Raw genomic sequence first — 24,590 nt, forward strand, 5'->3', positions numbered from 1 at the left:
GACGCGCCTGGCACAAACCCGAGAGTAGGTCCAGACCGGCCATCGCGTCCGGCTTTTCCCGACTTCCACCCCGGGCGGGGGACACCCGGACCCACCCGCAAACCCGTTGATGACCACCCCGAGAGAGCTGGTAGTGTTCTACCCGTCGCCGCGAGCAACACGCTCCGCAACCGACACGCCCCCGTAGCTCAGGGGATAGAGCAACGGCCTCCGGAGCCGTGTGCGCAGGTTCGAATCCTGCCGGGGGCACTCGCCGAGGATCAGCAGAAATCAGGCGCTGACCAGGGCGGATGCCGACAGAAGAGGGCGGGAGTCAGTCTCACTGACTCCCGCCCTCTCTTGTTGTCTCTCAGCGTTCGCGACACACCTCCGACACACTCGGCCGCCCCCTCCGCCCTGAACCGGACGCCTCTCCGTGAAGAGGCGTCAACGCCGGGAATGCCGGATCATGGAGGGAGTCGCACCTCTCACGGGAGGGCACATGAGCACGACACTGCCGTTCTTGGTGCTGGCTCTTCTCGCGCTGCTGCCTGGAGCACTCTTCGTCTACACGATCGAGGCGCTCTTGCAGCGATATGGCGGGGATGTAGCCGACCGCACGATGCGCTTCATCGCCGCTAGTGCAGTGCTGTGGCTGCCCTTCTTCTGGGTGCTGTACATGCTGTACACACACATCTGGCATGTCCAACGCTCAGTAGCGGGCCGTGTCGTCTACGTGAACAGGTTTACAACGAACGACCTGCCGCAGTGGTTTTACTGGGTGATCGCGGGGTACGTGGCCGTCCCAATACTATTGGGGGCCTTTGTGGCGTTTCTGATACGAAACAGCACTAAGGCTCAGGACATCGTCATCGGAAAGCCGCTCTCGCGGAGCGCGTGGCAAACGCTCTTCAAGTACGGGGGAGGCGGAAATAACACCGGGACAGGCCGCGCCCTAGTTGTCAGAGCGCAGCTTAACGACGAGGATGCGACGGTGGTGGCTGGGTATTTTGGACCCCAGTCAGTCACCCCCGCCGGCGAGTCGGAGGGGGACGTGTGGCTGGAGGCGCAAGTGCGTCTTGATGACCAAGGTCAGTTACGACTCGACGGCCAAGAGAATCCGGTCTACGAGCCGGGCATCTACTTGAGGCGCGAAAACGTTCTGTGGCTAGAGGCATACGAGGTCATGGACCAGGAAGGGCAGTGAACATGTCTGTGATCAAGCGCCGCCCTCGCGGCATGATCTACGGGTCAGGGGCAGTTGCGCCCCTGTCTTTGAGGGTCGCGACAACAGCCGCGCCGAAGGCCACTGTACGTCTCGGTCGATCGGAAGATGAGCTCACGGCTGAAAGGGAGAGCGCAGGAGTGATCAAACGTCACGTGCGCGGGATGATCTATGGCTCCGGTGAGTCGACCCCTCGCAGCGTGCGCCTGCGCGCATCGAGCGCGTCCTCAGCAACGGTCCGCCTGCGAACTGAAGGCCACATCGAGGTCTACTGGCTACCCAGCACAGTGCGCGAGCTACGCGAACTACCCCCTGAGCACGCTACCGAGATCCTTCGAGCAACCGCACGCCTGTCACCGGAACCAGACGAACAGAGCGCCCTCGAAGGGAAGTTGACGTCAGATGATAAGACGTTTCTATGGCGCCTGGTGTCAACATCGAATGCGGATGATCTCCCGGACTACTTCGTGATCTACAAGGCACCCCACCCGAACCTCCTCGTCGTAATCGCAGTTGTCCCGCTTCAAGATGCGTCTCGCGACACAGCTGGGACGGAAGTAACTGAAGCCTTCCCACAAGAGGACAGGATTCGGCAGGTGCTGACCGAGGACGCGGACGAAATCCTGCGCCGTTGCGGGGAGATCTGGGAGGCCAACGGCATGAATAGCTCCGAAGAGGTTTGCGAACTACTACAGGGGCCGGAGTCGCTACGCGGTGACGATCACTCATAGTGAGAAGATCGAGTTCCGGAAAGACCAGGTCTATACCTCGTCCCCTTCCTCTTGCAGGCACCTCTCGATTCTTAGGTTTGCCGCCTGCTCGTGGCCATCGACGCAACCGTGGTATCGGCGGTGGATCACCTCCGGAGAGTTGCCGACCCGCCGGGCCACCTCAGCGATGGGCACGCCTGCGTTTAGCCACCGCGTGATACACGCGTGACGCAGGTCGTACGGTCGCCCGGCCAAAGGCGAGTCGATGCGCTCCGGCGGCAGGGCGTACTCCCGCGCTTCCTCCCACACTCGCCAATACGTGGATGAGCCGACCACTCCCCCGCGCTCGTTGCCGAACACGCGCCCTTCCTTGGCGGTCCCGAACTCCTTCAGGTGGGCCTGGAGGATGGCGACCAGGACTGGTGGGATGGGGACCGGCCGCTCGGTAGACGCCTCGCGCGCCTTCAAGCCGCGCCGGTCGTGGCGCTCCCCGGAGTCGGTCCACTGCTTGCCCGAGACGGGGCGTGTCTCCCGCAGTGTCAACGTACCCCAGCCCTTCTCTGGCAGGTGGCAGTCTGACAGCCGCAGCCCGACCGCCTCGGCGGGCCGTAGCCCCGAGTGGTACAGGACCGCGTAGAAGGCAGCCAGGCGCCGCCCACGGCAGCGATCCCACGACCCGACGTAGGAGACAGCGGTGAGCAACTGCCGAGCCTGTACGGCGTTCACCAGGACGCGCGGGTCCACCACGTCGTGGGAGCCGACGCGCCTCCTGCGGGTTCGCTGAAGCGGGTTCTCCAGGAGCTCCCCCGAGGCAACGGCGTGTTCGAGAGCGGCGTTCAGGGCCCGGCGCCGCCGCTTGTACGTGTCGCCCGCCGCCGGAGTGCCGTCCAGCTTGTAGCTGACGCGGTAAAGCACATCCTCGAACACCTCAGCATTGGCGAGATCACCCAACGGCCGGTCAGCCGTCGTGACCCACTCGTACGCGGCCTTTAGTTCGGCCGGCGGGTCCTCACCATCGTTCGCGGGCACGACTCCCCAGCGAAAGGCCAGCCGCAGGAACTCATCCTCGGGGGTGCCGTCCCCGCGCTTGACCATTGCGAGCGTCACAGCCGCAAGACCGTCAGCCATGCCCTCACGGGTCTTGGCCGCAGCCGTACGCCACCGGCTGGCGACGTACTTCCGGCAGAACTCGAACCACCGTTGCGGCGGTTCGGCGTCCGCGGCTTCGGCCGCCGCGCGCACCTCGGACTCAGGTAGCCCCGATTCGATCTCGAACGCTTCGCCGCGCCGGTTCATGGCCTGCCACAGCTCGGACCGTCGGCTTTCCGCGAGAGCAGACGTGGCAAACGTGGCACCGTGCACCAGGCCGGCGACGACCCACCGAAGGCGCCAAGGGCGCGACTTCCGCCCGGTCTTGGACACCTTCCACAGCTTGACGTCGAAGGAATAGCCCGGCCGGGCCGACCCGTGAGGTCGCCCGGTCGGGGTGTCGTTCTCGGCGCTCACGCAGCATCCTCCCGCTCCGCAAGCCACCGCTCGTACTCCGACCGCCTGATCCGCACGTCGCCGTTCGGGAGCTTGATCGAGCGGGGCCCCTTCCCGAGCTGGCGCCAACGGTAGAAGGTCGACGGAGCGACCTTCAGATCAGCGATGACCTCCTTGACAGTCATCTTCTCGTCCCGCGTACGGGCGCTCATTCCGCCATCCCTTCGGCTTCGTCCGCACCGGACAGGCCGGACAGCTCCAATTCCGACTGTCCGGGGTCTTCGTACTGGTCAGAGGGGGTAACCGGACAGCCGGACAGTGCGGACACCTCTTGGGCGCCCTGTGTCCGGGTCTCGGTGTCCGGGTAGTACCGCCCGCCGAGGCCCTTGGTGAGCTGTCCAGCATCGGCCATGCGGTTGCACGTTCGGCGGATCGTGTCGATGTCTACCTGCGGCAGCTCACCCGCCATGTCCTTCGGCTTGGCGCCAGGGTTGGCGCGGACGTAGCGCAGGATCGTGGCGCGGGTGTCGCCGACGGTGTGGTCTGTGACCGGGCCGTCCAACAGGTGCCAGGCGCCGGAGGCGGGTTGGAAGCTGAGGGCGTATTCGGCTTCGTCCACGTCGCGGCCGGTGACGTGCAGGATGCCGTCGGCCTGTCCGCGCGCACGCTTCAGTACGAGCGTGGCGTCAGCGGCTCCGGCGATGCCGTTGGTGCCGGAGACCTCCGTGAGGAAGTCCTCGGACCCTGCCTTGCGGACGTGGTGCACGAGGACGACGGCCACGCCGTAGTGGTCCGCGAGCCGCTTGGCGTAGCCGACGGCGACATAGTCCGCGTCGTATGCGGACACGCCGGCCGGGGCCTGTCCGCGCATCTTGGCGAACACGTCGATGACGACCATGCGCGCGTCGGGATTGCGGTCCAGCCACTGGGCGATGGCCTCCGTGCCGCCCTGGGGGAAGGGTGGGCATTCGGTGACCAGGGTCAGACCGGCAGGGGCGGGCTGGCTTCCGAGGAGCTTGCCCATACGGGTCTGGAGACGGCGTGGGGTGTCTTCAAGGGCCAGGTAGAGCACCGGGCCGCCTTGCACGGGTACGGAGTCGAACGCCTTGCCGCCGGCCGCGACTGACAGGCCCAGGCCGAGGGAGAGCCAGGACTTGCCGACCTTGGGCGGTCCGGCCAGCACGCTGACGCCCTCGGCGAGGATGCCGGGCACGGCCCACTTCGGCTCGGGGAAGTGAGCGGCCATGAGTTGATCGGCCGTCCATGCGGTCCGTGGGCGCTCCCGCTTGGGCAGCACCGCGGGGGCGGCCGTGCCAGGGTCGCTGGGCACGGAGTACAGGTGCAGGGGCGGGATGGGCTTGGCGCTCATGCCGCGACCGTCCGGGGGCGCCGTGCTCCGGCCCGGAGACCGGAAGCGATGGTGCGCCGGGCCTCGCGCTCGCCCTGGCCGACTTGAAGAGCAGCCGTGAGGAGCCAGCCTGTGACATCGGCTTCGCCCAGCTCACCCCCGGCCACGAGCTGTCCCAGGGCAACCGCGGCTACATAGAGCGCGTTGTTGTGCTCGTGCGCGCCGGAGCCGGTGACCCTCTCCACCTCCCCGTTGACTGCGGAACGCAGGAAGGCAGTGCGCCGTCCCAGGCCCGTAAGGGCGACCGTGATGGGCGTTTGCGGGGGAAGTGGAGCCGGGCGCAAGAGTTCGGCAAGCCAGCCGGGCAGGGGCGCCACGGGGCAGTTGCGACGGACTTCGTACGGGTGTCCGGCGAAGGTGCTGCCCGCTCCGACCACGAGTCCGCCCCAGGCACGGGTGTCGACCTTCCAGCCCAGTCCGCGGGCGCTGTCTCCGGCGGTGTTGCGCAGGGGCTCGCCCGCAGGCGCGAGGAAGTACAGGTGAGTGCCGCCGCTCCACGTGCGCACCGTGTAGGTGTCGGCGGGGAAGGGCTGGCCGTGGCGCTCGCAGAGCATGGCGAGGACGTCGGCGCCGTCGGTGACGCCGTGCTCGGCCCAAGCGGCCGGCGGGGTGTCGCCGGGGTGCTTGGGCTTGTCCAGGTCGATGACGATCAGGCCGGAAGGGCCGGTGGCAATGCCGACGTTGAAGGATGCGGTGGACCACGCGCGGGTGAGGCGGTCGGGGTCCGTGGTGGCGCGGCTCTCCCAGTCGGAGACGGCCGGGCGCTTGTCTCCGGGGATGAGCGGAAAGACGCGCCAGTCACGCGACGCTGCGTCAAGCGCGGCGGTGAGCTGGGCAGAGGTAGCCGAGTGCGGCATGCTTGGGGTTCTCCTGTTCTGTCTTCGGATGGGCAGGGAGAACCGCGGCGGCGGGCGACCTTGCTGGGGAGTCCCGCCGCCGCGGTGTTGCTAGTGGGTCTTCGCCCAGTGGGCGTATTCCTGGCGGACGTAGCCGCGCGGTTCGGCGTTGGTGGCCGGGTGTTCCGGTCGGTGCGGCGCGCCGTGGTAGTCGTGCTTGCCGACCTGGTCGTAAGCGATGAGCCAGCGGGCGGCTTGCGTGGCTGCCTCGGTCGCGTCGCCGGTGACGTTGTCTTCTTCGTCGCTCAGGGCGATGCGGTCCAGCACGGCCGCCTTGCGGAGCCAGTACTCCCGGTCCATGTCCGCGCCGTGGGGCTTGTCGGCGGCCGTCTGGGCGGTCCATCCGATCTCGCGGATGATGCTCGGGGCGAGCGTGTACGCCTCTTCCGGCGTGGGCCACGGTCCCGGTTCGGGGCGGTGGTCGGCCGTGACGTACAGGCGCTGGCGCTCGCCGTCAGCGGTGGGGTACTGGCGTGCCGCGCCGGTGTCGAATGCGGCGGCCAGGGCGCGGCTGACGCGGTCGGTGTCGGCCGGGTCGCAGATGACGCGGATCTCGAACATGGGTCAGTGCTCCTTGCTGGCGCTGATGGACGGGAGTTCGGGCAGTCCGGCGGCGTTCACGGCCTTGAAGTCGAAGCCGGGCAAGGCGGCGCGGGTGATGAGGGCCTGGGCGAGCTGTTCGGCGTAGGCGGCGCCGGTGCGCGCGACTTCGATCTGTGCTCCGGCGCGCAGGGCTTCCACGCGTTCGATGTGGGCGTGTTCCTCGCGACGCGCGGTGGTCTGCCGCTCGTAGGCGGTGCGCTCGCGGCGGTCGGTGCGCCAGTACCGTGCAGCGATCCCGTAGGCGATGGCCGTGGCCAGCGCCCACAGCAGCAGTGGCAGGGACAGCCCGTCGGCGTATCCGGCGACTCCGGCGAGGGCGAGCCCGCCGGACGCAGCAAGCGCGGTTCCGGCGATCACGGAGTCTCCGGCTCGGCCGATGCTCGCGCATACGCCGGCCGCCGCGGCTCCAAGGGACAGCGCGGTCATGAGCACGGCGTTGCCGACGGAGTGTTCGGCGCCGTTGGTGTTCCAGATCCGGGCCAGGATGAGAACGGTGGACGTGGCGAGGGCGGGCGCGGCTTTCGGCAGGGCTGCGGCGAGCCGGTGCCGGGCGATGGTCTGTTCGTTCATGGCCGGGCTCCTCACAGTTGCTGGATGGCGTCGATGACGGCGGCGGCGAGCTGGTTGATGGGTCCGGCGGCGCCAGTGGAGGCGAGGAAGAAGCCGAAGCCGGCGGCAATGAACGCGGCGCCGTGGCCGAGGGACTTGGAGCGCAGCAGGAAGAACAGGACGAGTCCGAACAGGGCCACGAGCGAGACAGTGACGGCCACGGGCGGAACCTCCTTCGGGTGGTGTTGGCGGGTGGGTTAGTTGGTGCCTTCGCGGTAGATCCGCTGGGCACGGTTGAAGAGCCACCGGCCGACGCGTATGCGCTTGCCGGTGGTCTTGCAGCGGCGGCAGCTCTTTCCGCGCTTGGGCCGTCCCTTGCGGTCGGTTTCCATGGCGAAGCCGATGCCGTTGCACTTGCGGCAGGTGCCGAACGGGCTGGCCGCACACATTGCGACGTAACCGAGTGTGACGGCGGACAGGCAGGGGATAGCAAGGGCGATGAGGGTCATGAGGTGCCCTTCCAGGCGGTTTCCGGGGTTTACGCAGGTGGGTTGCTATGCACTAGATCGCAGATCAGGTGCTATGTGAGGTGCTAGCGGGGGTGCTACCGGTAGCAGAACGACGTGCTACCGGTAGCACCGAGCCGGGCTAGGCGGCGCCCCGATTTTCGTCACGCTCCGCGATTGCCTTCGTGAGGTCGGCGCGGGCGATGCCGCGGCGGGTGGTGCGGGTGCCGTCGTCAGTGGTTCCGGCCACGTCGCGGGTCTTGATGCCGTGCGGCTTGAGCGCGCTGGTGACGTTCTCGCCCTTCCAGCCGCCGTAGATCTCCGGCCGCAGTTCCGCGAGCCGGGCTGCGATCCGCTCGTTCCACACCCGCTCCTCCGACGGCGGCACGACCGCGGCGACGTCGGCGAGCAGGTCGTACGAGGGGCCAGTCAGGGCCTCGGGGTCCTCGCCGAGCGCGTGCCCGGACAGGGTTCCTTCGGCCTTGCGCAGAGCGTAGGCGCGCTGGGCGATGGCGTGGGTGGCGTTGTCGTCCAGGTAGGCGGTGCGTACGACGACCGGCAGTGCGGTCGCGCCGGCGAGGTAGCCGTTTCCGGCATCGATCTCCGGGCGGAAGGAGGTGGCACGCACGCCGTTCTTGTACGCCGACGTCCCAAGGATCATGTCGTTCTCGACCTGTCCGGCGACCTTGAGGGCGAAGCGGATGGACACGTTGCCGCTGATCCCCGTCGGGAGGGATTCCTTGTCTGGGCGCTGCGTGGCCAGGATGAGGACCACGCCCAGGGCGCGACCGAGCTTGATGATGAACTCGGCGTCGTCACCCGCCTGTTTGCCGTGCTTGGGGTGGGCGAACAGGTTCTGGCACTCGTCGAACACGCCCACGAGCGGCCACAGCTTGAGCGAGCGCTTGTCGGCGATCTGCCGGGTGATGCGCTTGTCCGGGCACAGGTCCCGCGGCAGCTTCTTGATCGCAGCCGCGCGGCGCATGACTTCCTCGCGCAGCAGCTTCAGAGAGTCGGCCGCGTACTTGATCGAGTCGTCGTCGATACCGGAGACGAACCGGTAGGAGACGCATTCGAGGGAGTCCAGGTCGCCGGTGCCCTTGTTCTCGTGCAGCCACAGTTCCACGGACGGGTCCATGGCGGCGCCGCAGGCCAGCACGCGAACGGAGGCGGTCTTGCCCTGGCCGGGCAGTGAGCCGATCAGGATGTTGTGCTGGATCATCGGCACGGACTGTGCCCGGCCGCGCGGGTCGATGCCGAACGGGATGCGCTTGAAGATGTCGTGGCTGCGTGCCGCGGCGAGCGGCCACTTGACGATGCCCGTCTTGGATAGGTCCCGGTCCCCCACCCAGAGGACGAGGCGCCCCTCGTGCTCGCTCGGGTCGGCGTCGGGCCACACGCAGCCGAGAGGGCGGCGCAGGCCGGAGGCGAGCCGGGCGCGCCGGTCGGCCACGTCCGCGACCGTCACGCCCAACGGCAGGTCGATGTCCGCGCGCCAGCCCGGACCCTCGCGGGTGATCGGGGCGACGAACTTTATGCCGTCCTGGCCCTTCGCGACCGCGGAGGCGATCTGGCCGATGCCGATGGACGCCATGGCCTTGACCACGATGTCGCTGGTCAGCTTCTGCACCTCGGTCTTGATGACCGCGCGGGTGGCCAGCGGCGCATCCGCCGGCGCGCCCAGCCAGCCCAGCGTCAGCACGGTGACCGTGGCGGCGATGACCTGCGTGAGCAACTCCGCGCCGTAGATCAGGAACAAGCCCATGCCCAGGGCGAACAGGGCACCGAGGATTGTGAGGAGCATGCGCAGGCGTACCCGACGGTCACGCTGCCGCGAGAGCTTCAGGTAGAGCTCGGAGTTCTCGCGTCGTGCCTCGGCCTGCCGCAGCGGCTCGCCCTCCGCGTCAACCGCCCACCGGCCCACGCGGGTCAGAGTGTTGGCCAGGCCCCGCGGGGATCGCCAGATGAGCTTGGGCAGGTACAGGAACAGCACGCGCACCGCATGGAAGGCGATGGTGTGCCAGACGTGCCCGGCCAGCCACCACATCGCGTCGGCGAACTCCGGACCCGACTTCACCCACGCCGGGAGGATGTCCAGCCTCCTGGAGTCACGGATGCGGTCGATCAGACCGGGGCCCGACTGAGTCGGCGCCGCACGGTCGACCAGGGTCGGGCCGGAGTCGCCCGACTCCCCCTCGCTCGGGTCGGCCGACTCGGTCGGTTTCGCGTCGGCCGACCGGTCGGACCCGGAGTCGGGCGGCGTGCTGCGCGAGGAGTCGGCCGACTCGGTACGGGCGGATCGGGCCTTGTTCAGGTCGACCACATCGCCCGTGGAGTCGGCAGCCATCTCGGCTTCAAGTCGGTTGAAGAGTTCGTTGTCGTCGTCGGGGTGTTTCACTGAGGGTTCCTTCTCTCTGGAGGATGCGGGGCCCGGTCGCTGCTTTGGTCGGTTGAGACCGGGCCCCGTACAGGTCACGCAGCGCGCTGTTCATCGGGGTAGGCACACGGGACGCACATCCCGAGCGAGGTCGGGATGCAGTAGCCGTAGGTGATCTGGCACTGCGGGCAGGTGCGGCGCGCGAGCATCGCCAGGGCGAGCGCACCCCACTTGCGGGAGGTCATCGGCCGCACCGGCTTCGCGAGGTCGACGCGGTAGAGGTACGCGACCTGAACCCCCGCCTTGCGGCCTCGGCGACTGCGCATCACCTGCGCGGCGACCGGCTGACCGCCCGGCCGCAACCCGGCCTCCCGCAGCTGTCGACGAGTCGCGTAGCCGTCGGGGGCGAATCGCCACGGGAACGTAGGGATGCCGAACCGGGCGCCGTCCGGGTCAAAGCACTTGGAGTAGGCGGGCATCAGGCCACCACCGCCAGTTCGCGGAGGTGCGCTCCGGGGCGGGCCAAGTGCCGCATGCGCGCGCTCGGGTCGGGCTCGAAGCGGGCGCCCCACTCGCCGGTGGTGACGAACTGTTCGCCGATATAGCGGGTGTAGGCGGGAGGGATCGCCTCGGTCAGTTCCTCGTGGACGTCGGTCCACGTGATGTCCATGGCACGCTGCATCTCCACCACGCCGGCCTTACCGCCGCCCCTGCCGTAAGCGGCGACGTATGGGCCGTCCCGCCAGACTCCGTGACGCCAGCCGCGCACCGGCCCGCGGTGTGGCTTGTGCACGGCCGGGACAGGCCGCCAGTACAGGCCCACCTCGAAGTAGCGGTGCCGGATGACTCCGAGCCCGAACATCTCCCCGCACAGCGTCAGATCCCGCCGCAGTCCGGAGCCTGGCACGTTCTCGATCACGTACGGCACCCCGTACCACTCACACAATCCCCGTACGGCCGGGATCAGGTCGGCGTAGGCGCGGCCCTTGTTGGTGCCCTTGGTCAGCGCGCAGGACGCCTGGCAGGGCGGGGAGAGGTGTACCAGGTGGAAGTCCTGTGCCATCTCCCGGAACGCGTCCACGGCGTCACCCTCGATGAACGCGAACGGGTAGGAGGGGCGGGGCACGAAGTCGACCCCGACCACGTCGAATCCCGCCCGCCAGTAGCCCATTCCGGCACCACCCGCACCGCAGAACAGATCCAGCACCCGCGGTCGGCGCCTCATGCCGTCACCCCCACAATTGGCGCCTCGGCACGGGCGCCGGGGCGACCGGCTCGACGGCCGGCCAGGGTGGCGAAGAGCCTGCCGAGTCCGGCGCGGCGGGTTCCGGTGCGGGCTTGCTTGGCCACGTACATCGCCTCATCGGCCCGCCGCAGCAGAGCGGACAGGTCGTCGCCGGGGAAGTCCGCGGCACGCACCCAGCCGAGAGAGACCGTGGTGCGCACGGCCAGGTCCTGGCCGTCGACCGGCCGGGCGAGCACGCCGTGCAGCACGGCGAGCATGTCGGCGGCGGCGCCGTGGTCGTCGATCAGGACGGCGGCGAACTCGTCGCCCCCGAGCCGCCCGGCCACGCCGGAGCGGCCGACGTGGTGGGCGAGCCGGTCCGCGGTTGCCTTCAGCAGCGCGTCTCCGGCCGCGTGGCCGAAGGTGTCGTTGATCTGCTTGAAGCGGTCCACGTCGGCCAGCACCACGACGGCCCGCGGGTCCCGCAGCAGGACAGTGGCGCGGCGGGTGAACGCCTCGCGCGTGGGCAGCCCGGTGAGCGGGTCACGACGTGCGACGTTCAGGCGCCGCCGCAGCCACAGCGTGTGCGCCGTCCAGCCGGAGGCGATCGGAGCCGCTGCGGCCAGCACGGTCAGCAAGGTGTTCATGCCGCCTCCCCCTCGGTCCCTTCGTCGCCGTCGACGGAGTGCAGGCGGCGCCCCTCAGCACGCTCGTTGAGCAGCAGATCGCGCAGCACGCGGGAGTTGGCGGCCGAGCAGTGCAGCGTTGTCCGGATGGCTTCCGCGTTGATCGCGTCATCGGCCCAGTCGGCCGTGGCCTCACGCGCCTCGGCGAGCAGTTCCGCCGGGGTCCGCTGCGCCTTGGAGGTCTTGGCCTTGCCCTTGGTGGCGGCCGGGCGCTTGCGCGGCGCCTTGGGCGCCTCCGGCTTCGGCTCCTTCGTCTGCTGCGGCGCGGGCGGGACGTCCTCGCTCGCCGGGGCCAGCTCGCCCAGCTTCAGCAGCACGCGCTCCGGGCGCGGGGTCTTCGACCGCCACCGCCGGCCGAACCGCTCGCGTAAGGCTGCACGGGCCAACTGCCGCTCACGCTCCCGCTTCAGCGCCTCGGAGTACGACGTGATCTCCCACAGCGTCATCCGCCGCCACAGGGCGAACGTCGACAGCGGGGCGAGCATCCAGCGGGAGAACCGCACCTTCTCCATCCGCCGGCCGGTGGCGGCACCGATGCGGACGGCGTAGACGTGGGCACCGATCTCTGAGAAGACCACCCACAGCAGCGGCATCGTGCCGTGCGCGACCTTGGCCCACAGCGAGTGCCCGGCCGCAACGTTCAGCCCGCACGTGATCAGCGTCAGTAACCAGGGCACGAACCTCACCCACGCCAGCGCCATATCCATCCGGATCAGCAGCAGGTTGGCCACGGTGAACACCGGAATGGCCACGTCGATACCGACCGGCAGCATCCACGGCGAGCCGAAGCCCCAGCTCGCGGCGGCAGAGGAGACCGCGTCGAACGAGGCGATCAGCCCCAGAGCGCCCACGCCGGCCGCGGCCAGCGCGCCCAGTCCGGCAAGGCCCGTCTCCGGCTTCGTCAGCGGCGGAACCGCCGGCCGTGCCATCTCGGTTGCCGTCGTCATGCCGCGGCTCCCGTCCGGGAGGACCGGCGGCGCCCCGCCGGGCGCGCCAGCGGAACGACGTTGAACAGCTCCGGGGCGTGCGCCTCGATCACCTCAGCGGCGATGCGGGCCACGTCATCCGGCAGGTTCCTGTACTCGGGGTCGGCAAGGATGTCGCGCGCCGCGTCCAAGCGGGCCGCGCGCTCCATCTCGCTCTCTCCCTCCACCCCGAGCCACAGCTCAACCGGGGTGCCAAGGGCCAGTTCGGCGAAGTCCTCAGCGGAGACGGCCTGTTGATGACCGACGTACGTACGCATGGTGCTCTCCTGGGTTGAAGGAGCAGGGAGAACCGCAGCGGCGGGCGACCTTGCTGGGGAGTCCCAGTGCCGCGGCCATATTCAGATTGACCTAGGTCAATCTGACTGTCAAGAGAGATGAGCGGCGAGCAGAGATTGACCTAGGTCCGGCTACTCTCGAACCCATGGAGCAGAGCCCAGAAGCGCCCAAGCAGACGCCCACGGCCAAGGAGATCGCCGCTGATTTCCGGGCGAAGATCGCGGGTCCGAACCGCTCGTACGAATCGGGCGATCAGTTGCCCGCGGCTCGCAAGCTCGCCAAAGACCTTGGCGTGCAGCTCATGACTGTGCAGAGCGCATACGGGCAGCTCCGTGACGAGGGGCTCGTGCTCACCCAACAGGGCCGCGGAACCTTCGTCCGCGATCCTTCGGTGCCGCTCGGCACTGAGCCGGGCAGTAGCCCTGCGTTCACCGCGCTCTCCGCTGAACTCAGCGCGATTCACGATGCGCTTCGTACGCTCGGTGATCGGCTCGACCGTCTTGAGCGGCTCGTCGGTAACGAGACTCCACCCACGCCGTGATCCTGTCCGCACGCCTCAGCAGCCGTTCAGCCGTTGCGCGCGCCTGGCTCAGGCTCTCTTTGATCGCGGCGAGTTCGGCAGGGGTCAGACCTCCCGACTCGCTGCTTCGCTCATTGATCCCTGACATGCCAATGAGCATGCAATCGGAAACAGCAGAGGACCCGGACAGACTGTCCGGGTCCTCTTTCCTTGCAGATCAGGCATGTTGACGACTCGTCATTGGGCGGCTTCATCCACAGCGTCCAGCACGGCCGCCCACGGGAGTTCACGCCCTGCCGGCGCATCCCTCGGCTCGTACAGCGGCCAGACATCCGGGCCGTAGACCAGATGCACGCCTCCCCCCTGTAGTGCGTCAATGTGCCCTTGCCAGGCGGGGTGGCGAGCATGCGCCGCGTTCACCCGAGGGAAGACGACGACAGGGAGACCGAGAGTGCCGATGGCCTCGCCGACCTGCGTCAGCGCCTGATTGTCCATCAGGCCGATCGCGAGCTTGGCGACCATGTTGGCGGACGCGGGGGCGACCACGTAGCAGTCAACCGGCGGATGCGGCCGGGCGTCGCCAGGAAGGCGCGGCTCATCGCGCACGGGCAGACCGGTCAGTTTCTCCAACCGCTCGTGCTCGCCGCTCATGCGCAGCCACTGACCTGCGGTCGGCGTCAGCGTGACGGCCACCCGCCATCCGCGCCCCATGGCGGGCTCCACCAGCCCAGTGCGCAACGCTTCTACGCCCCCAGCCGCCGAACCGACGACTCCGAGCACCCCACGCCTGCCTGAACTCACTGCACCGCCCTGCACCGCTGAGCCATCGCGAACACGTCCGACGAACGCGAGCCACCCGTCACCGGAGACTGCTTGATCAGGTCCCGCAGCGTCTCGCGCACCCTCGGATTGTTGCGCACGAGCTGCGGCGACGTGCGCTCAGCCGTACGCAACTCTGCGAAGGCATCATCACCCTGCCCGGCCAGCGACAGGGCACGCGCGAAGTCAATGCGATGCGAGACGCTGCGTTCCTGCGGCATGTGGTCGACGTTGATCCGACCGTGCTCCACCACGTACGAGACGTTGTCGAGGTCCAGCTCGATGGACAGGCGGTGAAGCAGCACGTTCGTCGGCCCAAAACAGGTCTGCCAGTAGTTCTCATCCGAGCCGAGATCCTCCGCGAGTTCCTCGGCACGGTTCAGCAGTGCCGTTGCGGAGGGCCGGTCCTGATGGCGCGCCGCCGCGACAGCGGCGCGCAGGTGGATCATTCCCAGCAGACTGAGGGCCGCCGGATTGCGATCGGTCACCTGAGACGACAGCCAGGCTGCGGCCGTGTTGCCCAGCTCAAGGGCGTCGTCATAGCGCCCGTTGGCGAGCAAGGCGTGCGTGCCCGAACGTGCTGCGGACGCCAGCACCAGGGGGTCATCCGACTCGTCAGCGGCTCGCATCGCGCGTTCGGCGGCGAGCCATGAGATGTCCGATTCGCCGATCTTCGCGAGCGTCGTAGCCGCCAAATGGTGGGTGCGGGCCGACACTGCCCAGCAGTCGCCGCGATCTTCGCCACCGCGCGCCGCTCGCTCCTCCAGCTCCTGAGCGGTCTGAAGTAGGGCAGGCAACGCAGCGACGACGCTACCGAGCCGACCACCCTGGTAGTCGTTCCATCCATGTTCCACGCGCACAGCCACAGGAAGAGGTGCCGGGAGCTGGGCCTCAGCGTCCGGCCCGAAGAGGAGACGGGACAGCCGGCGCGGACTCATAAGGGCGTCGCGCACGGCGGGGACGTCGTCCTGTTGCCGCTCGTCTTCCATGAGGACGGCCTGTCCGAGCAGGTCTCCCAGTGACACGCGCAGGATGCGCGACAGCTCCGCGAGCATGTCGATGCGGGGCGGCTTCCTGCGGCCGGTCTCGATCTTCGCCAGCCAGTCAGTGCTCCGACCGACCAGGCCGGCCAGCACCTCTTGCGTGTAGCCGCGGCGCTTCCGGTAGAACGCGATGCGCTCGCCGATGCTGAGGTGATCTCCAAGACCACGCATGGGGTGTTGCCTCCCGCTGCTGAGTAGGGGCGCCTTCACGGTACCGATGCGACGAGAACAGGTGAGCGATCTCAGCCCTTCCGCCACCATGAACAGCGTGTGGCACGGAGCAAGCCGGAACCCGGACGGACTGTCCGGGTCCGATGGAACCGCAGTAGGAGCTGTCCACACTGTCCGGATGTCCGACTACGGCTCTCACCTGCGCCAACACCCCGGACAGCTGGAACGAAGGCTGTCCGGGGTGTCCGGTTCAGGGACAACACACTCAGACGTCGCGGACGAGTTGAGGCCTGGGAAAGGCCCGGTTTGCCACGTCGATGTGCGCGCACGTCTTTCCCTTGTTGGTGAGCGCTGCGCCGGTCTCGCGTGCCAGTACAGGGAAGAACCGCTGACCGTCAGGCGACTGACTTGAGGTAGCCCAGTCGTAGTCCGGTCCCCCACGTAGCGCCCATCGCACAAGTCGGCGCCCCAGCCCCTGACGCTGCCATTCAGGAATCATCGAGATCTTCGCGATCAGACCGCTTCGGCACTCGTGGCAGATGTTCCAGATGAGGACAGCGTGATCATGACCAAGTCGACTGCACACGCGCAGGACCTGAGCGTCCGCCACCCCACTGTTTGGGTAGTACAGAAACAGCCTGTCGACCCCTGGGTTTCGCGCCTTGATCCACCACCATCTCAACTCGCCTAAACCCTCTGGCATTTAACCTCCATCGAGCTCGATTGGGTCGACCTTACGACGTCCGTCTGACATCAAGGATGTGTCGCACCCCAGGGTCTGTAACACCCTGATGGCATACAGCTCGTCAGCAACGCCGGCATACGACGCCTCAACTACGAAGGCTCGGCACTTGACGACCTCAAGGTCTGGCGAGCCTCACTGTCGTCACAGGTGAACGCTGTAGCTGACACCGGCGACGGTCGCTGCCGTCAGCCGAGGTTGCCCTGGTGACGTCGAGGGAAGGCATCGCCGGTCGGCCAGTGCTCGGGCAGGCCGAGAGCGGCATGAATGGGGAATGCTGCGGGGCGGCGTTCGACCTGAACGTCGACCAGCTGGACGGTGGCCCAGGGAGGAAGAACCGGGGAGGGGATCGACTTGGGGTCACAGCTTTGCCAAAGGACGGGGGTGTGTTTCGTCCAGGTCCAGGGGGCTGGGTTGCCGACGACGAGCACGCCGCTGACCCGGGCATGGCCGTGGTTAGCATTCCAGTAGCCGCCTGACATTCGGCCGATGGTTGGTTCACCAGTGTCGGCATACTCAACCACCGATGTCCCGTACAGCGCCCTCGCGGTGTCTTCATCCTCAGGGAAAGGGGCCGCATAGCCAACTGCCACAATGAACGGCAGCGCTAGGTCACCGTATTTCCCGCCCTTCTTTTTGACGGCTTCGAGCACTCGATCGGTCTTGTCATCAAGCCATGCAGCGGGGTGGAAGCCGATTGCCCTGCTCGTCGGGTTACCTCGGCTATCGGGGCTGCGAGGGATCGCCTCAAACGTGAGGCACCAGCCATTTTCCTGCCAAGTATATTTGGGTAGCGATACACGCTCATACCCGGCGATGAATTGGTCGGGGTCCAAGCTGGCAAGCCACTGCTCCAGCCTAGCCCTTAGCCGCTTCTGCGGTGGCGTTGTCGGCCCTACCCTGTCGACCTTGTACGACACGAAGAAGTTTGGGCTCGGTACCCGGTCGATGGCATCGACCAGCTGAGGCGGGGCCGGGCTAGACCCGGCCCCGCTCAGGCGCTGGGTCGTCCAGATTGCCTCGACGACAAATTGTTCGCCGTTCCGGGTGACCAAGAAGTCGGGATTATTTCCACGCGTACCAATTCGTTGCTCGATCTCCACTCTGCAACCGGAACCGAGCAGCATCTCGTGCAAGTACAGCTCCCACAGCGCGGAGGAGACGTTGGCGTCGGAGTTCCGATCCAGCAGCCGACTACGTAGGCCGGGCTGAACCTGGTCGGGGAGGTGCGACCACCACTCGTTGACCGCATCACGAACCTGATCCCAGAACGGACCGGCGACCCTCTCGAAGAACTGGGCGTGCGACTCGGCCGCCCGCCTCGGTGACGCATCCGTCCGGTTCCAGCTCGCATATACAACCATGACGAACGATCGTAGGCCGTTCCACCGACCACTCAAATGACTTTCCACTGGATCCCTAACGGCAGCAAGGCGCGGCCGTGGCAAACCCCTGAACAACCACACGCCGCACGTCCTGCGCGGTTACTAAGCCTGCTGGCGGCTGATCAGCGCACTCTCTTCGAGGTGCTGTAAGACTCTGTTCAGCTGACCCAGATGCCATCGGGTGAGAGTCGGCGAGCAAGGCGCCGGCCCGCGGCGCTTACGGGAGTCGACCAGGACACATCCGCGACCTTGCATCCGAAGTCAGCAGCGAGCGCCTGTACGAGCGTGGCACCGATGCCACGGTGTCGATAGGCGTCTGCTACCCAAATCAAGATGATTCGGGGACGCAGGGTGGCATCCTCATCCCCGTACTGGGACCTGTCATCGAGATCCCAACGGCGGTGCTCGCTAGCGTCGTGGGCCGCCACATAGCCAACGATGCGCTCGTCCACTTTCAATAGAAATGCGCGATAGTTGTCCGTGGTCGCTTCAGGCTCCTCCAGGTGGGACCACGACGGGAAGTCATAATTACCCTCCCTCTGCGGCATACGCGCGACTTGGTGGGCCAACTTCCGCCATGAAATAGGTGACTGCGTTGTGACAATTGCCAGGTCGCCCATCCAGTCAAGGCCTCTCGGCACCCGAACACCTAGCGCCCAAGCCGCATGGTGTACGCGGTGGACGTTGTCATCGTCCTCTGTATCCCGAAGACGCATACCGCATGGGCACTCATGGCCACTCGCGGTCTCCAACTTCTTGAATTGGACTGGTATCGCGCCACGGCTCAGATCCTCGCCACCACCTCCCACCCAGGGCCGGAGGGGTGCATCATCCGACTCGACGTAGCCGGTCCAGCGGTCCACCCACCCCGGGTATTGCTGTGGGAACATCTCCCGAATCTCCTTCTGAGCAGCTGGCAGTGTTGGACGAACCCACACACTGCCAGCTGTCGCCCGACCGTTGAGGCGCAGGCCGGACTTCGCTGCCTTGGCTCGCAGGAACCTCAGGAACACCGCGGGGGGTGACTCGAAGTCGACTCCGCGGATCAGCTCTCGCTCACCAGGAGCGAGCCATTCATCGACGGGTAGTGCAAGGCGGTCGGCGAGTGCGTGTAGGCCGCTGTAGTTGTGTTCGAGCTCGGCAGTACGCCACGCTTCGACCGTAGCCTCGACATCTCGGAACCGAGCGCATAAATCAATCCATCGAGGGCCATTCCCGAAGAAAATGGCACCTCGGTAACCTTCGTACCGAATGCGGTCTATTGCTGCATAGCGTGCCCTGTCGACCGCCTCGATGTAGTCCGCGGGCAGAGTTGGTTCGCGGCCCCGCGAGGACTGGGCATCGACGTATTCATCTCGGTCAAGCTGGACGGTAGCGAACCAGCGTAGTGCCCGGACTCGGAACTTCCGGGTGTCCCGGCTGCTCGCATCGGCGACAAGGTGGATGGTCCGCTCGGTCATGCGTTCTACTCCCGCGCTCTAGCCGGATCGGTCAGACCGCTCATTCCTGCCCCTGTAAGCCCCGGGAAGAACACGGGGAGTGTCCGACCGTTCTCCGTGCGGCACACTTCCGGCACACCGATGGGCGCCATACCCCGGATTGAGTCGCCTTCCAGCTCAGAAGCAAAAAGGGCTTGACCGAGGAAATCCCTCTGGTGACGGCGCCCAGGCGGTGGGTGTCCGGCTGTCATGCTAAGCCCCTCACCTGCACAAACAGCCTGGACGGCCCAGCGGGCCGCTGTCCAGGCCGCCCGGTCACCGACGGGCTGTAACACCTCTGGGGTGTTACAGCCCGTCGGTGGAGCCGACCGCTCAATAAGGGAGCCCGCCGCCCAGAGAGGCCGGCGGAGTGCCCAGCCGCGGCGAGCTGCGGGCTCGTGCCCGTGCGACACACCTCCGACACAGTCCACGCTAGGTTGGTGCCCTTGATAGGCTCCGCCGCAGGCCAGGCCCTGCCTGGTGGCTGATCGGCGCACCCTCTCCGGAGCCGTGTGCGCAGGTTCGAATCCTGCCGGGGGCACCTTGTAGCAGGTGCCCAAAGACCCCGCCGTCAGCGAGTTCGCTGAGGACGGGGTCTTCGCGTACGTGCAGAGCGGCTGGCGGCCTGCGTCGGGTCATTTCCTCGGCGGATCGGGGTGTTCCGGCGTTTGGTACGGCGGGTGTTCTCCTCGCTGAGGTCGTCGGCCGTGGCCGTGGGTCAGTACGCGGTCGGAGTGGGTGCGGGGGCTTCGGGGTTCTGGGCGGGTGCGGTGATCGGTCACGCCGATCGTTTGCGGAGGGTTGACCTCTTTGCCGCTGTCTTCTTTGCCAGCCAGACCGGGTCTGGCCAGGGCCCTACGCCCCTGCCCATGTGTGCCGGTCACGGGCCATCGCGTGCAGCGCCTCCACGTCGGCCGGTTTGAGCGCGCCGCCGAGCCGCGCCAGACCGCCCAGGTCGGCGTCCTCGATGACCCGGACCTCGCGGGACGGTACGGCGACGGTGAACCGGGCGGTGGGGCCAGCCAGGGCGAGGAGGGGACGTACCTCGGCGGTCAGGGCGTGGGAGGCCCGGTCGGCGGCCGTGCGGACGCGGCGCAGCAGCGGGCCCGCCTCGGTCCGGCCGACCGTCACCTCCGGGTCGGTGATCAGCACCCGCAGCTTGCGCGCGTACAGGGCGTGGACGGCGAACAGGCCGCCCGGCCCGATCGCCAGATGGTGGATGCGGGCCCCGCCGGGCAGCTGGAGCGAGTGCAGGGCGTACCAGCCGGCCCTGTCCAGGCCGTCCAGCGCCGCCCCCACCGCCTGCTCGGCCAGCAGCCCCCGGCGCCGTGGGTCGCCGCGCAGCCGGTGCGCCGGGCCGGGGTCGCGCTCGAGGGCGACCAGGAGGGCCTCGCCGGGGCGGTTGGGAGCCAGGTCGTCGTCCGGGTGCAGGGCGAGCCGGGCCAGTTCGGCGGGGGTCGGAGGCGGGGGCGGCCCGACCGTGACGGGGCCGGTGACGAAGGGGCCGAGGGCCTTGAGGACGTCCTCGCGGCGGTCCTCGCCGAGGAGGTTCACCCGGCCGGCCTCCCGGTCGTACCAGGCGAGGGTCCGGCCGTCCCTGAGGCAGACGTAGAGCCGCTCACGGCCGAGCCGCCAGGTCGGTACGACACGCAGTGAGGTCATGCATCATCACCCCTTCGACCATGGGAACAGGGAGGGTGCTCCAGGGGCAAGAACCCGATTACATTTGACAGCAGTTGGGCAGGTCCCGGGGTTGGGGAGGCGCCGTTGCGTACCCGTAGGAAGCAACCCGACGTACCCGCTCCGCAGCATCCCTGGAACGAGGTGGTGCCCGGCCTGTGGATGGGCGGGCACCAGTTCCGGGGGCGCGCGGGGCGGCTGGAGAACGCGGTGGTGCGCGACGAGTTCGATCTCGTGCAGACACTGCTGCGGCTGCCGGGCCACGGGCCCGATACCGGGGTCGAGCACCATGTCTGGGCGATCCCGGACGGGCCGCTGGACGGCACCCAGCTCGCGGGGGTGATCCGGCTGGCCGAGGCGGCGGGCGAGGCGCTGGACGCGGGCCGCCGTGTGCTGGTGCGCTGTTTCCACGGCTACAACCGCTCGGGCCTCGTCGTCGCCCACGCGCTGATCCGCCGGGGTGAGCCGGCCGAGGAGGCGATCCGTCTCATCCGGGCCCGCCGCTCACCGTGGGCCCTGCACAACGAGCTCTTCGAGGACTACCTGAGGGCCGGTCTGCCGACGGCTCGGCTGCTGGAGGAGCTGGCGGAGTAGCCGGGCGGGGTGAGGGTTCTCTTCCGCGCAGCAGCCCGGGCGGCGGGCGGAGGGTTCACCTCCGCCCCACCCGGGCGAGACGGGACGGAGAGGTCGCTTCCGCCCGACCCTGGCGGCGGGCGGCGGGTCGGCTTCCGCCCCACCCGGACGACGGGCGGCGGGTTCGCTTCCGCCCCACCCGGACGACGGACGGAGAGGTCGCTTCCACCCCACCCTGGCGAGACGGGTGGAGAGTCCGTTTCCGCCCGACCCGGGCGGCGGGCGGCGGGTCGGCTTCCGCCCCACCCGGACGACGGACGGAGGGTCCGTTTCCGCCCCACCCGGGCAGCGCGCAGAGGCTCCCCTCCGCCCCTCGCCCGAACGAGTGGGTGCGAGGGCCGGCTCGGGGGCACATCCGCTCGCCCCTGACGGGTTCGCCGGCGCATCGAGTGCGGGACCTGCCCTTTCCCGTTAATAAGGTGTACGGGGCCGACCGCCGTCCCGATCAGCAGGAGTCCCGTGCCGCCCCTTCGCCGCCCCTCGCGGGCTCTACTCGCCGCCCCGGCCGTCGCCGTGCTCGCGCTGCTCAGCGGCTGCGGTGACGCGGACGGGCTGCGCGCGGCGGGAGCGACACCGACCGCGACCGGCCCTGCCCGGCTCTGGCCCGAGCTGGCGCCCGCGTCGTCGCCCGCGTTCGACTTCGACGAGGCGGAGACGAAGGTGATCAAGGGAATACGGGTCGCGGACGGCGTCCACGACGTCGACCCCGTGGCGATCGTCCGGGCGGAGATCGCCGACAGCCCCGCGGAGTACGACGGGGAGAAGGCGAAGTACCGCGAGACGGCGCGGCGGATGGCCGACTGCGCGGACGGCGCGGGCCGCGGCCGCTGCCCGGTCCTGCGGCCGTACTACCGGGACCTCACGGGCGACGGCCGCGACGAGCTGACCCTCGGCTTCCGGCAGCTGCCGGGGACGCTGACCGCCGTACGCGTGTACACGGTGGAGCGGCACCGGCTGGTGCAGGTCATGCACTACGAGGACGCGCTGAGCCGGGTCGAGCTGGCCGGGCACTCGGTGATCGTCCGGTCGCCGTCGGAGGTCGCCGGGTACGAGTACCGGCTGCAGTGGACCTGGGACCCGGACCAGAAGGCGATGCTGCTGACCCAGGACGAGATGCTGCGCATCGGTGAGGGCTCCCCGGCACCGTCCCCCTCCTCCCCCTCGCCGTCCCCGACGCCCTCGCCCTCTCGGTCGCGCTCGGCCGCGCCCCCGTCGCCCTCCCCGTCCCCGAACTCCCCCAGCTCACCCGGCTCCCCCGACCCGGCGGCCACCCGATGAGGCTCACCCCGCCCGGCACGCTCGCCGTGAAGACGGCCGTGTTCATCACGGTGATGTGCTGCGCCCTGGCCGCGCTGCTCGGCGTCCTGGTGCACGTGTCGGTGACCGACCAGACCGTCGGCCAGGCCCGCGAGCAGGCGCTGGACCGGCTGGAGCAGGCGACGCAGGCGTACGAGACCGGGGACGCGCCGATGCCCGGGGCGGGGGTCGACCCCGAGGGGCTGCCCGCGCGGCTGCGGGCGCTCGCGGCGGGCGGCGAGCGCGGCACGATGGTCGCCGACCATCTCGGCCGGCCCACGATGTGGGCGGCGGGGCCGGCCGACGGCGGGCGGGCGCTGGCCGTCCAGGTCGACTACTCGCAGCAGGCCCGCACCATCGACGGCCTGGACCGGGCGATCCTGTGGTCCTCCGCGCTGGCCATCGGCGCGACCCTGCTGGTCGGCGCGCTCGCGGTGCAGCGGGTGACACGGCGGCTGCACGCCACGGCACGGGTGGCCCGCCGGATCAGCGCCGGTGACCTGGACGCACGGGTACACGACCGGCGTTCCCAGGACCCGAGGCGTCCGCAGGACGAGGTGGCCGCGGTGGCCGCCGCACTGGACTCCATGGCGGCCTCGCTCCAGGGCAAGCTGCTGGCCGAGCAGCGTTTCACCGCGGACGTGGCGCACGAGCTGCGCACTCCGCTGACCGGGCTGCACGCGGCGGCGGAGCTGCTGCCGCCGGGCCGGCCGACGGAGCTGGTGCGCGACCGGGTGGCGGCCCTGCGCACCCTCACCGAGGACCTGCTGGAGATCTCCCGGCTGGACACCGGGCGGGAGCGGCTGGACCTGGAGACCGTGGAACTGGGCGCGCTCGCCGGGCGGGTGGTGCGTGGTGCGGGCGGCGCGACCGAGGTGCGGATCGTCCGGGACGTGGCCGTGGAGACGGACCGGCGGCGGCTGGAGCGGGTGCTCGGCAATCTCGTGGCCAACGCGCACCGGCACGGGCGGTGCCCCGTCGAACTGACCGTGGACGGGCCGGTCGTGACCGTGCGGGACCACGGTGACGGGTATCCGGAATACCTCGTGGCGCACGGGCCGCAGCGGTTCCGGACCGAGGGGGGCTCCCGGGGGCACGGCCTGGGGCTGACCATCGCGCTGGGGCAGGCGGAGGTGCTGGGGGCGCGGCTGGGGTTCGCCAACGCGGCCGGCGGCGGAGCCGTCGCCACGCTGCGGCTGCGCGACGAGGCGGTGGCCCACCTGGCTCACTAATACGCGCGGGTCCCGGGCGTTGCTCCTAACGTGGCGATTAGTCAGTTTTCGCCTGCTTCATGGAGGTCCGCATGTCCCTGCGCTCCCGCCTCGTCATATCCCTGACCGCAGCCGCCCTCGCCGCCACGGCCGCCGCCACCCCCGCCGTCGCGAAGGACGACCCGGGCGGGAACGGCAACTCCAGCCAGAGCGGCAACGCCAGCCAGAACGGCAACTGGAACCAGGGCGGCAACGCCAACCAGAACGGCAACTGGAACCAGGGCGGCAACGCCAACCAGAACGGGAACGCCAGCCAGAGCGGCAACTCCAGCCAGAACGGCAACTGGAACCAGGGCGGCAACGCCAACGGCAACTGGAACCAGGGCGGCCAGAGCACCCAGCCCCAGAGCGGCCAGACGACCCAGAGCACCAGCACACCGCTCTACAAGGGCGTGGTGACCGCGAGCCTGCTGTACCTGCGCAGCGCGCCGAACCGCGGCGGCCAGATCATCCGAACGGTCCGCCAGGGCCAGATCGTGTCGATCTACTGCAAGACCACGGGCGAGACCGTCGACGGCAACTCGCTCTGGTACCTCCTCACCGACGGCACCTGGGCCTGGGGCTCGGCGCGGTACATCAACAACATCGGGCCCGCGCCACGCTGGTGCTGACCGGCCACGGGGGCCCCGGCCGCCATAGGA

General features: G+C 68.8%; 26 protein-coding genes and 1 tRNA gene. 8 read left to right on the forward strand and 19 right to left on the reverse strand.

The genetic code is table 11. The features are described 5' to 3' along the window. The first annotated feature begins 177 nt into the window (after positions 1 to 177). The 3 genes from ACFYR0_RS29505 (at position 178) to ACFYR0_RS29515 (ending at position 1,935) form a co-directional block, all read left to right on the forward strand. A tRNA-Arg gene (locus ACFYR0_RS29505) sits at positions 178 to 249 on the forward strand. A 232-nt stretch (positions 250 to 481) separates the two neighbouring features. Continuing rightward, positions 482 to 1,186 carry a DUF6338 family protein gene (locus ACFYR0_RS29510; RefSeq protein ID WP_389334620.1) on the forward strand — a complete coding sequence of 235 codons (705 nt, stop codon included), beginning with the start codon at positions 482 to 484 and terminating at the stop codon, positions 1,184 to 1,186. Positions 1,187 to 1,344: 158 nt separating this feature from the next. Next, positions 1,345 to 1,935: a hypothetical protein gene (locus ACFYR0_RS29515; protein WP_389334623.1), complete on the forward strand. Its 591-nt coding sequence runs from the start codon at positions 1,345 to 1,347 to the stop codon at positions 1,933 to 1,935. A gap of 30 nt (positions 1,936 to 1,965) precedes the next feature. Here the strand turns inward: ACFYR0_RS29515 and ACFYR0_RS29520 are convergent, their stop codons facing one another. The 14 genes from ACFYR0_RS29520 to ACFYR0_RS29585 all read right to left on the reverse strand — a co-directional run bounded on the left by ACFYR0_RS29520 (position 1,966) and on the right by ACFYR0_RS29585 (position 12,892). After that, entirely contained in the window at positions 1,966 to 3,420 is a 1,455-nt protein-coding gene (locus ACFYR0_RS29520) for a tyrosine-type recombinase/integrase (RefSeq protein ID WP_389334626.1), read from the reverse strand. After that, on the reverse strand, positions 3,417 to 3,611 hold the full coding sequence (locus tag ACFYR0_RS29525) for a helix-turn-helix domain-containing protein (protein ID WP_351364262.1): 195 nt from the start codon (positions 3,609 to 3,611) through the stop codon (positions 3,417 to 3,419). Before ACFYR0_RS29525 ends, ACFYR0_RS29520 begins: the two co-directional genes overlap by 4 nt. Continuing rightward, a complete protein-coding gene (locus tag ACFYR0_RS29530; protein ID WP_389334629.1) occupies positions 3,608 to 4,768 on the reverse strand; it encodes an AAA family ATPase in 1,161 nt (386 codons plus the stop codon). Before ACFYR0_RS29530 ends, ACFYR0_RS29525 begins: the two co-directional genes overlap by 4 nt. Further along, positions 4,765 to 5,664, reverse strand: a complete 900-nt coding sequence (locus ACFYR0_RS29535) for a bifunctional DNA primase/polymerase (RefSeq protein ID WP_389334632.1) — start codon at positions 5,662 to 5,664, stop codon at positions 4,765 to 4,767. Before ACFYR0_RS29535 ends, ACFYR0_RS29530 begins: the two co-directional genes overlap by 4 nt. Before the next feature lie 90 nt (positions 5,665 to 5,754). Next, positions 5,755 to 6,264 (reverse strand): hypothetical protein, encoded by a 510-nt coding sequence (locus ACFYR0_RS29540; protein WP_389334635.1) that lies wholly within the window; start codon positions 6,262 to 6,264, stop codon positions 5,755 to 5,757. A 3-nt stretch (positions 6,265 to 6,267) separates the two neighbouring features. Continuing rightward, a complete protein-coding gene (locus ACFYR0_RS29545; RefSeq protein WP_389334638.1) occupies positions 6,268 to 6,876 on the reverse strand; it encodes a hypothetical protein in 609 nt (202 codons plus the stop codon). Between the two features lie 11 nt (positions 6,877 to 6,887). Next, positions 6,888 to 7,076 carry a hypothetical protein gene (locus tag ACFYR0_RS29550; protein WP_389334641.1) on the reverse strand — a complete coding sequence of 63 codons (189 nt, stop codon included), beginning with the start codon at positions 7,074 to 7,076 and terminating at the stop codon, positions 6,888 to 6,890. 36 nt (positions 7,077 to 7,112) lie between these two features. Then, complete coding sequence (locus ACFYR0_RS29555; RefSeq protein WP_389334644.1) at positions 7,113 to 7,364, reverse strand: hypothetical protein; 252 nt, start codon at positions 7,362 to 7,364, stop codon at positions 7,113 to 7,115. A 139-nt stretch (positions 7,365 to 7,503) separates the two neighbouring features. Continuing rightward, positions 7,504 to 9,759, reverse strand: coding sequence for a cell division protein FtsK (locus ACFYR0_RS29560; RefSeq protein ID WP_389334647.1), 2,256 nt, complete (start codon positions 9,757 to 9,759; stop codon positions 7,504 to 7,506). Positions 9,760 to 9,833: 74 nt separating this feature from the next. Continuing rightward, positions 9,834 to 10,217, reverse strand: coding sequence for an RRQRL motif-containing zinc-binding protein (locus tag ACFYR0_RS29565; RefSeq protein ID WP_389334650.1), 384 nt, complete (start codon positions 10,215 to 10,217; stop codon positions 9,834 to 9,836). Then, positions 10,217 to 10,963 carry a DNA methylase gene (locus tag ACFYR0_RS29570; protein ID WP_389334653.1) on the reverse strand — a complete coding sequence of 249 codons (747 nt, stop codon included), beginning with the start codon at positions 10,961 to 10,963 and terminating at the stop codon, positions 10,217 to 10,219. The genes ACFYR0_RS29565 and ACFYR0_RS29570 overlap by 1 nt, the downstream gene beginning before the upstream one ends. After that, positions 10,960 to 11,610: a GGDEF domain-containing protein gene (locus ACFYR0_RS29575; RefSeq protein ID WP_389334656.1), complete on the reverse strand. Its 651-nt coding sequence runs from the start codon at positions 11,608 to 11,610 to the stop codon at positions 10,960 to 10,962. Before ACFYR0_RS29575 ends, ACFYR0_RS29570 begins: the two co-directional genes overlap by 4 nt. After that, positions 11,607 to 12,596, reverse strand: a complete 990-nt coding sequence (locus tag ACFYR0_RS29580) for a DUF2637 domain-containing protein (RefSeq protein WP_389334659.1) — start codon at positions 12,594 to 12,596, stop codon at positions 11,607 to 11,609. The genes ACFYR0_RS29575 and ACFYR0_RS29580 overlap by 4 nt, the downstream gene beginning before the upstream one ends. Next, entirely contained in the window at positions 12,593 to 12,892 is a 300-nt protein-coding gene (locus tag ACFYR0_RS29585) for a hypothetical protein (RefSeq protein WP_389334662.1), read from the reverse strand. The genes ACFYR0_RS29580 and ACFYR0_RS29585 overlap by 4 nt, the downstream gene beginning before the upstream one ends. A gap of 164 nt (positions 12,893 to 13,056) precedes the next feature. Between ACFYR0_RS29585 and ACFYR0_RS29590 the strand changes: the two genes are divergently transcribed. Beyond that, the gene (locus ACFYR0_RS29590; protein ID WP_389334665.1) at positions 13,057 to 13,452 is read left to right on the forward strand and encodes a GntR family transcriptional regulator; all 396 of its coding nucleotides are present in this window, start codon (positions 13,057 to 13,059) and stop codon (positions 13,450 to 13,452) included. 216 nt (positions 13,453 to 13,668) lie between these two features. Here ACFYR0_RS29590 and ACFYR0_RS29595 read toward each other — a convergent pair whose 3' ends face one another. From ACFYR0_RS29595 to ACFYR0_RS29615, 5 genes are all read right to left on the reverse strand, one after another. Next, positions 13,669 to 14,247 (reverse strand): flavoprotein, encoded by a 579-nt coding sequence (locus ACFYR0_RS29595; protein ID WP_389334668.1) that lies wholly within the window; start codon positions 14,245 to 14,247, stop codon positions 13,669 to 13,671. Continuing rightward, positions 14,229 to 15,464 carry a helix-turn-helix domain-containing protein gene (locus ACFYR0_RS29600; protein WP_389334671.1) on the reverse strand — a complete coding sequence of 412 codons (1,236 nt, stop codon included), beginning with the start codon at positions 15,462 to 15,464 and terminating at the stop codon, positions 14,229 to 14,231. Before ACFYR0_RS29600 ends, ACFYR0_RS29595 begins: the two co-directional genes overlap by 19 nt. Positions 15,465 to 16,394: 930 nt before the next feature. Further along, positions 16,395 to 17,570, reverse strand: coding sequence for a hypothetical protein (locus tag ACFYR0_RS29605; RefSeq protein ID WP_389334674.1), 1,176 nt, complete (start codon positions 17,568 to 17,570; stop codon positions 16,395 to 16,397). A gap of 179 nt (positions 17,571 to 17,749) precedes the next feature. Further along, positions 17,750 to 19,051, reverse strand: a complete 1,302-nt coding sequence (locus tag ACFYR0_RS29610; protein ID WP_389334677.1) for a GNAT family N-acetyltransferase — start codon at positions 19,049 to 19,051, stop codon at positions 17,750 to 17,752. An 873-nt stretch (positions 19,052 to 19,924) separates the two neighbouring features. After that, a complete protein-coding gene (locus ACFYR0_RS29615) occupies positions 19,925 to 20,731 on the reverse strand; it encodes a nuclease-related domain-containing protein (protein ID WP_389334680.1) in 807 nt (268 codons plus the stop codon). Between the two features lie 105 nt (positions 20,732 to 20,836). Here ACFYR0_RS29615 and ACFYR0_RS29620 point away from each other — a divergent pair, with 105 nt between their 5' ends. The 4 genes from ACFYR0_RS29620 (at position 20,837) to ACFYR0_RS29635 (ending at position 24,560) form a co-directional block, all read left to right on the forward strand. Then, complete coding sequence (locus ACFYR0_RS29620) at positions 20,837 to 21,343, forward strand: protein phosphatase (protein ID WP_389334683.1); 507 nt, start codon at positions 20,837 to 20,839, stop codon at positions 21,341 to 21,343. A gap of 498 nt (positions 21,344 to 21,841) precedes the next feature. Next, complete coding sequence (locus ACFYR0_RS29625; protein WP_389334686.1) at positions 21,842 to 22,660, forward strand: hypothetical protein; 819 nt, start codon at positions 21,842 to 21,844, stop codon at positions 22,658 to 22,660. Further along, positions 22,657 to 23,910, forward strand: coding sequence for an ATP-binding protein (locus ACFYR0_RS29630; RefSeq protein ID WP_389334689.1), 1,254 nt, complete (start codon positions 22,657 to 22,659; stop codon positions 23,908 to 23,910). The genes ACFYR0_RS29625 and ACFYR0_RS29630 overlap by 4 nt, the downstream gene beginning before the upstream one ends. Before the next feature lie 71 nt (positions 23,911 to 23,981). Continuing rightward, positions 23,982 to 24,560, forward strand: a complete 579-nt coding sequence (locus tag ACFYR0_RS29635) for an SH3 domain-containing protein (protein WP_389334693.1) — start codon at positions 23,982 to 23,984, stop codon at positions 24,558 to 24,560. Positions 24,561 to 24,590 lie beyond the last annotated feature (30 nt).

It is taken from the genome of Streptomyces sp. NPDC005017 (assembly GCF_042873115.1).
In the GTDB taxonomy this organism is placed as follows: domain Bacteria; phylum Actinomycetota; class Actinomycetes; order Streptomycetales; family Streptomycetaceae; genus Streptomyces.

Coding starts and splice junctions, on each gene's coding strand:
- ACFYR0_RS29630 (WP_389334689.1), top strand. CDS start 22,657: ATGAGGCTCACCCCGCCCGGCACGCTCGCCGTGAAGACGGCCGTGTTC.
- ACFYR0_RS29590 (WP_389334665.1), top strand. CDS start 13,057: ATGGAGCAGAGCCCAGAAGCGCCCAAGCAGACGCCCACGGCCAAGGAG.
- ACFYR0_RS29545 (WP_389334638.1), bottom strand. CDS start 6,876: ATGAACGAACAGACCATCGCCCGGCACCGGCTCGCCGCAGCCCTGCCG.
- ACFYR0_RS29585 (WP_389334662.1), bottom strand. CDS start 12,892: ATGCGTACGTACGTCGGTCATCAACAGGCCGTCTCCGCTGAGGACTTC.
- ACFYR0_RS29555 (WP_389334644.1), bottom strand. CDS start 7,364: ATGACCCTCATCGCCCTTGCTATCCCCTGCCTGTCCGCCGTCACACTC.
- ACFYR0_RS29635 (WP_389334693.1), top strand. CDS start 23,982: ATGTCCCTGCGCTCCCGCCTCGTCATATCCCTGACCGCAGCCGCCCTC.
- ACFYR0_RS29565 (WP_389334650.1), bottom strand. CDS start 10,217: ATGCCCGCCTACTCCAAGTGCTTTGACCCGGACGGCGCCCGGTTCGGC.
- ACFYR0_RS29535 (WP_389334632.1), bottom strand. CDS start 5,664: ATGCCGCACTCGGCTACCTCTGCCCAGCTCACCGCCGCGCTTGACGCA.
- ACFYR0_RS29610 (WP_389334677.1), bottom strand. CDS start 19,051: ATGACCGAGCGGACCATCCACCTTGTCGCCGATGCGAGCAGCCGGGAC.
- ACFYR0_RS29530 (WP_389334629.1), bottom strand. CDS start 4,768: ATGAGCGCCAAGCCCATCCCGCCCCTGCACCTGTACTCCGTGCCCAGC.
- ACFYR0_RS29615 (WP_389334680.1), bottom strand. CDS start 20,731: ATGACCTCACTGCGTGTCGTACCGACCTGGCGGCTCGGCCGTGAGCGG.
- ACFYR0_RS29600 (WP_389334671.1), bottom strand. CDS start 15,464: ATGCGTGGTCTTGGAGATCACCTCAGCATCGGCGAGCGCATCGCGTTC.
- ACFYR0_RS29580 (WP_389334659.1), bottom strand. CDS start 12,596: ATGACGACGGCAACCGAGATGGCACGGCCGGCGGTTCCGCCGCTGACG.
- ACFYR0_RS29510 (WP_389334620.1), top strand. CDS start 482: ATGAGCACGACACTGCCGTTCTTGGTGCTGGCTCTTCTCGCGCTGCTG.
- ACFYR0_RS29525 (WP_351364262.1), bottom strand. CDS start 3,611: ATGAGCGCCCGTACGCGGGACGAGAAGATGACTGTCAAGGAGGTCATC.
- ACFYR0_RS29540 (WP_389334635.1), bottom strand. CDS start 6,264: ATGTTCGAGATCCGCGTCATCTGCGACCCGGCCGACACCGACCGCGTC.
- ACFYR0_RS29575 (WP_389334656.1), bottom strand. CDS start 11,610: ATGAACACCTTGCTGACCGTGCTGGCCGCAGCGGCTCCGATCGCCTCC.
- ACFYR0_RS29605 (WP_389334674.1), bottom strand. CDS start 17,570: ATGGTTGTATATGCGAGCTGGAACCGGACGGATGCGTCACCGAGGCGG.
- ACFYR0_RS29570 (WP_389334653.1), bottom strand. CDS start 10,963: ATGAGGCGCCGACCGCGGGTGCTGGATCTGTTCTGCGGTGCGGGTGGT.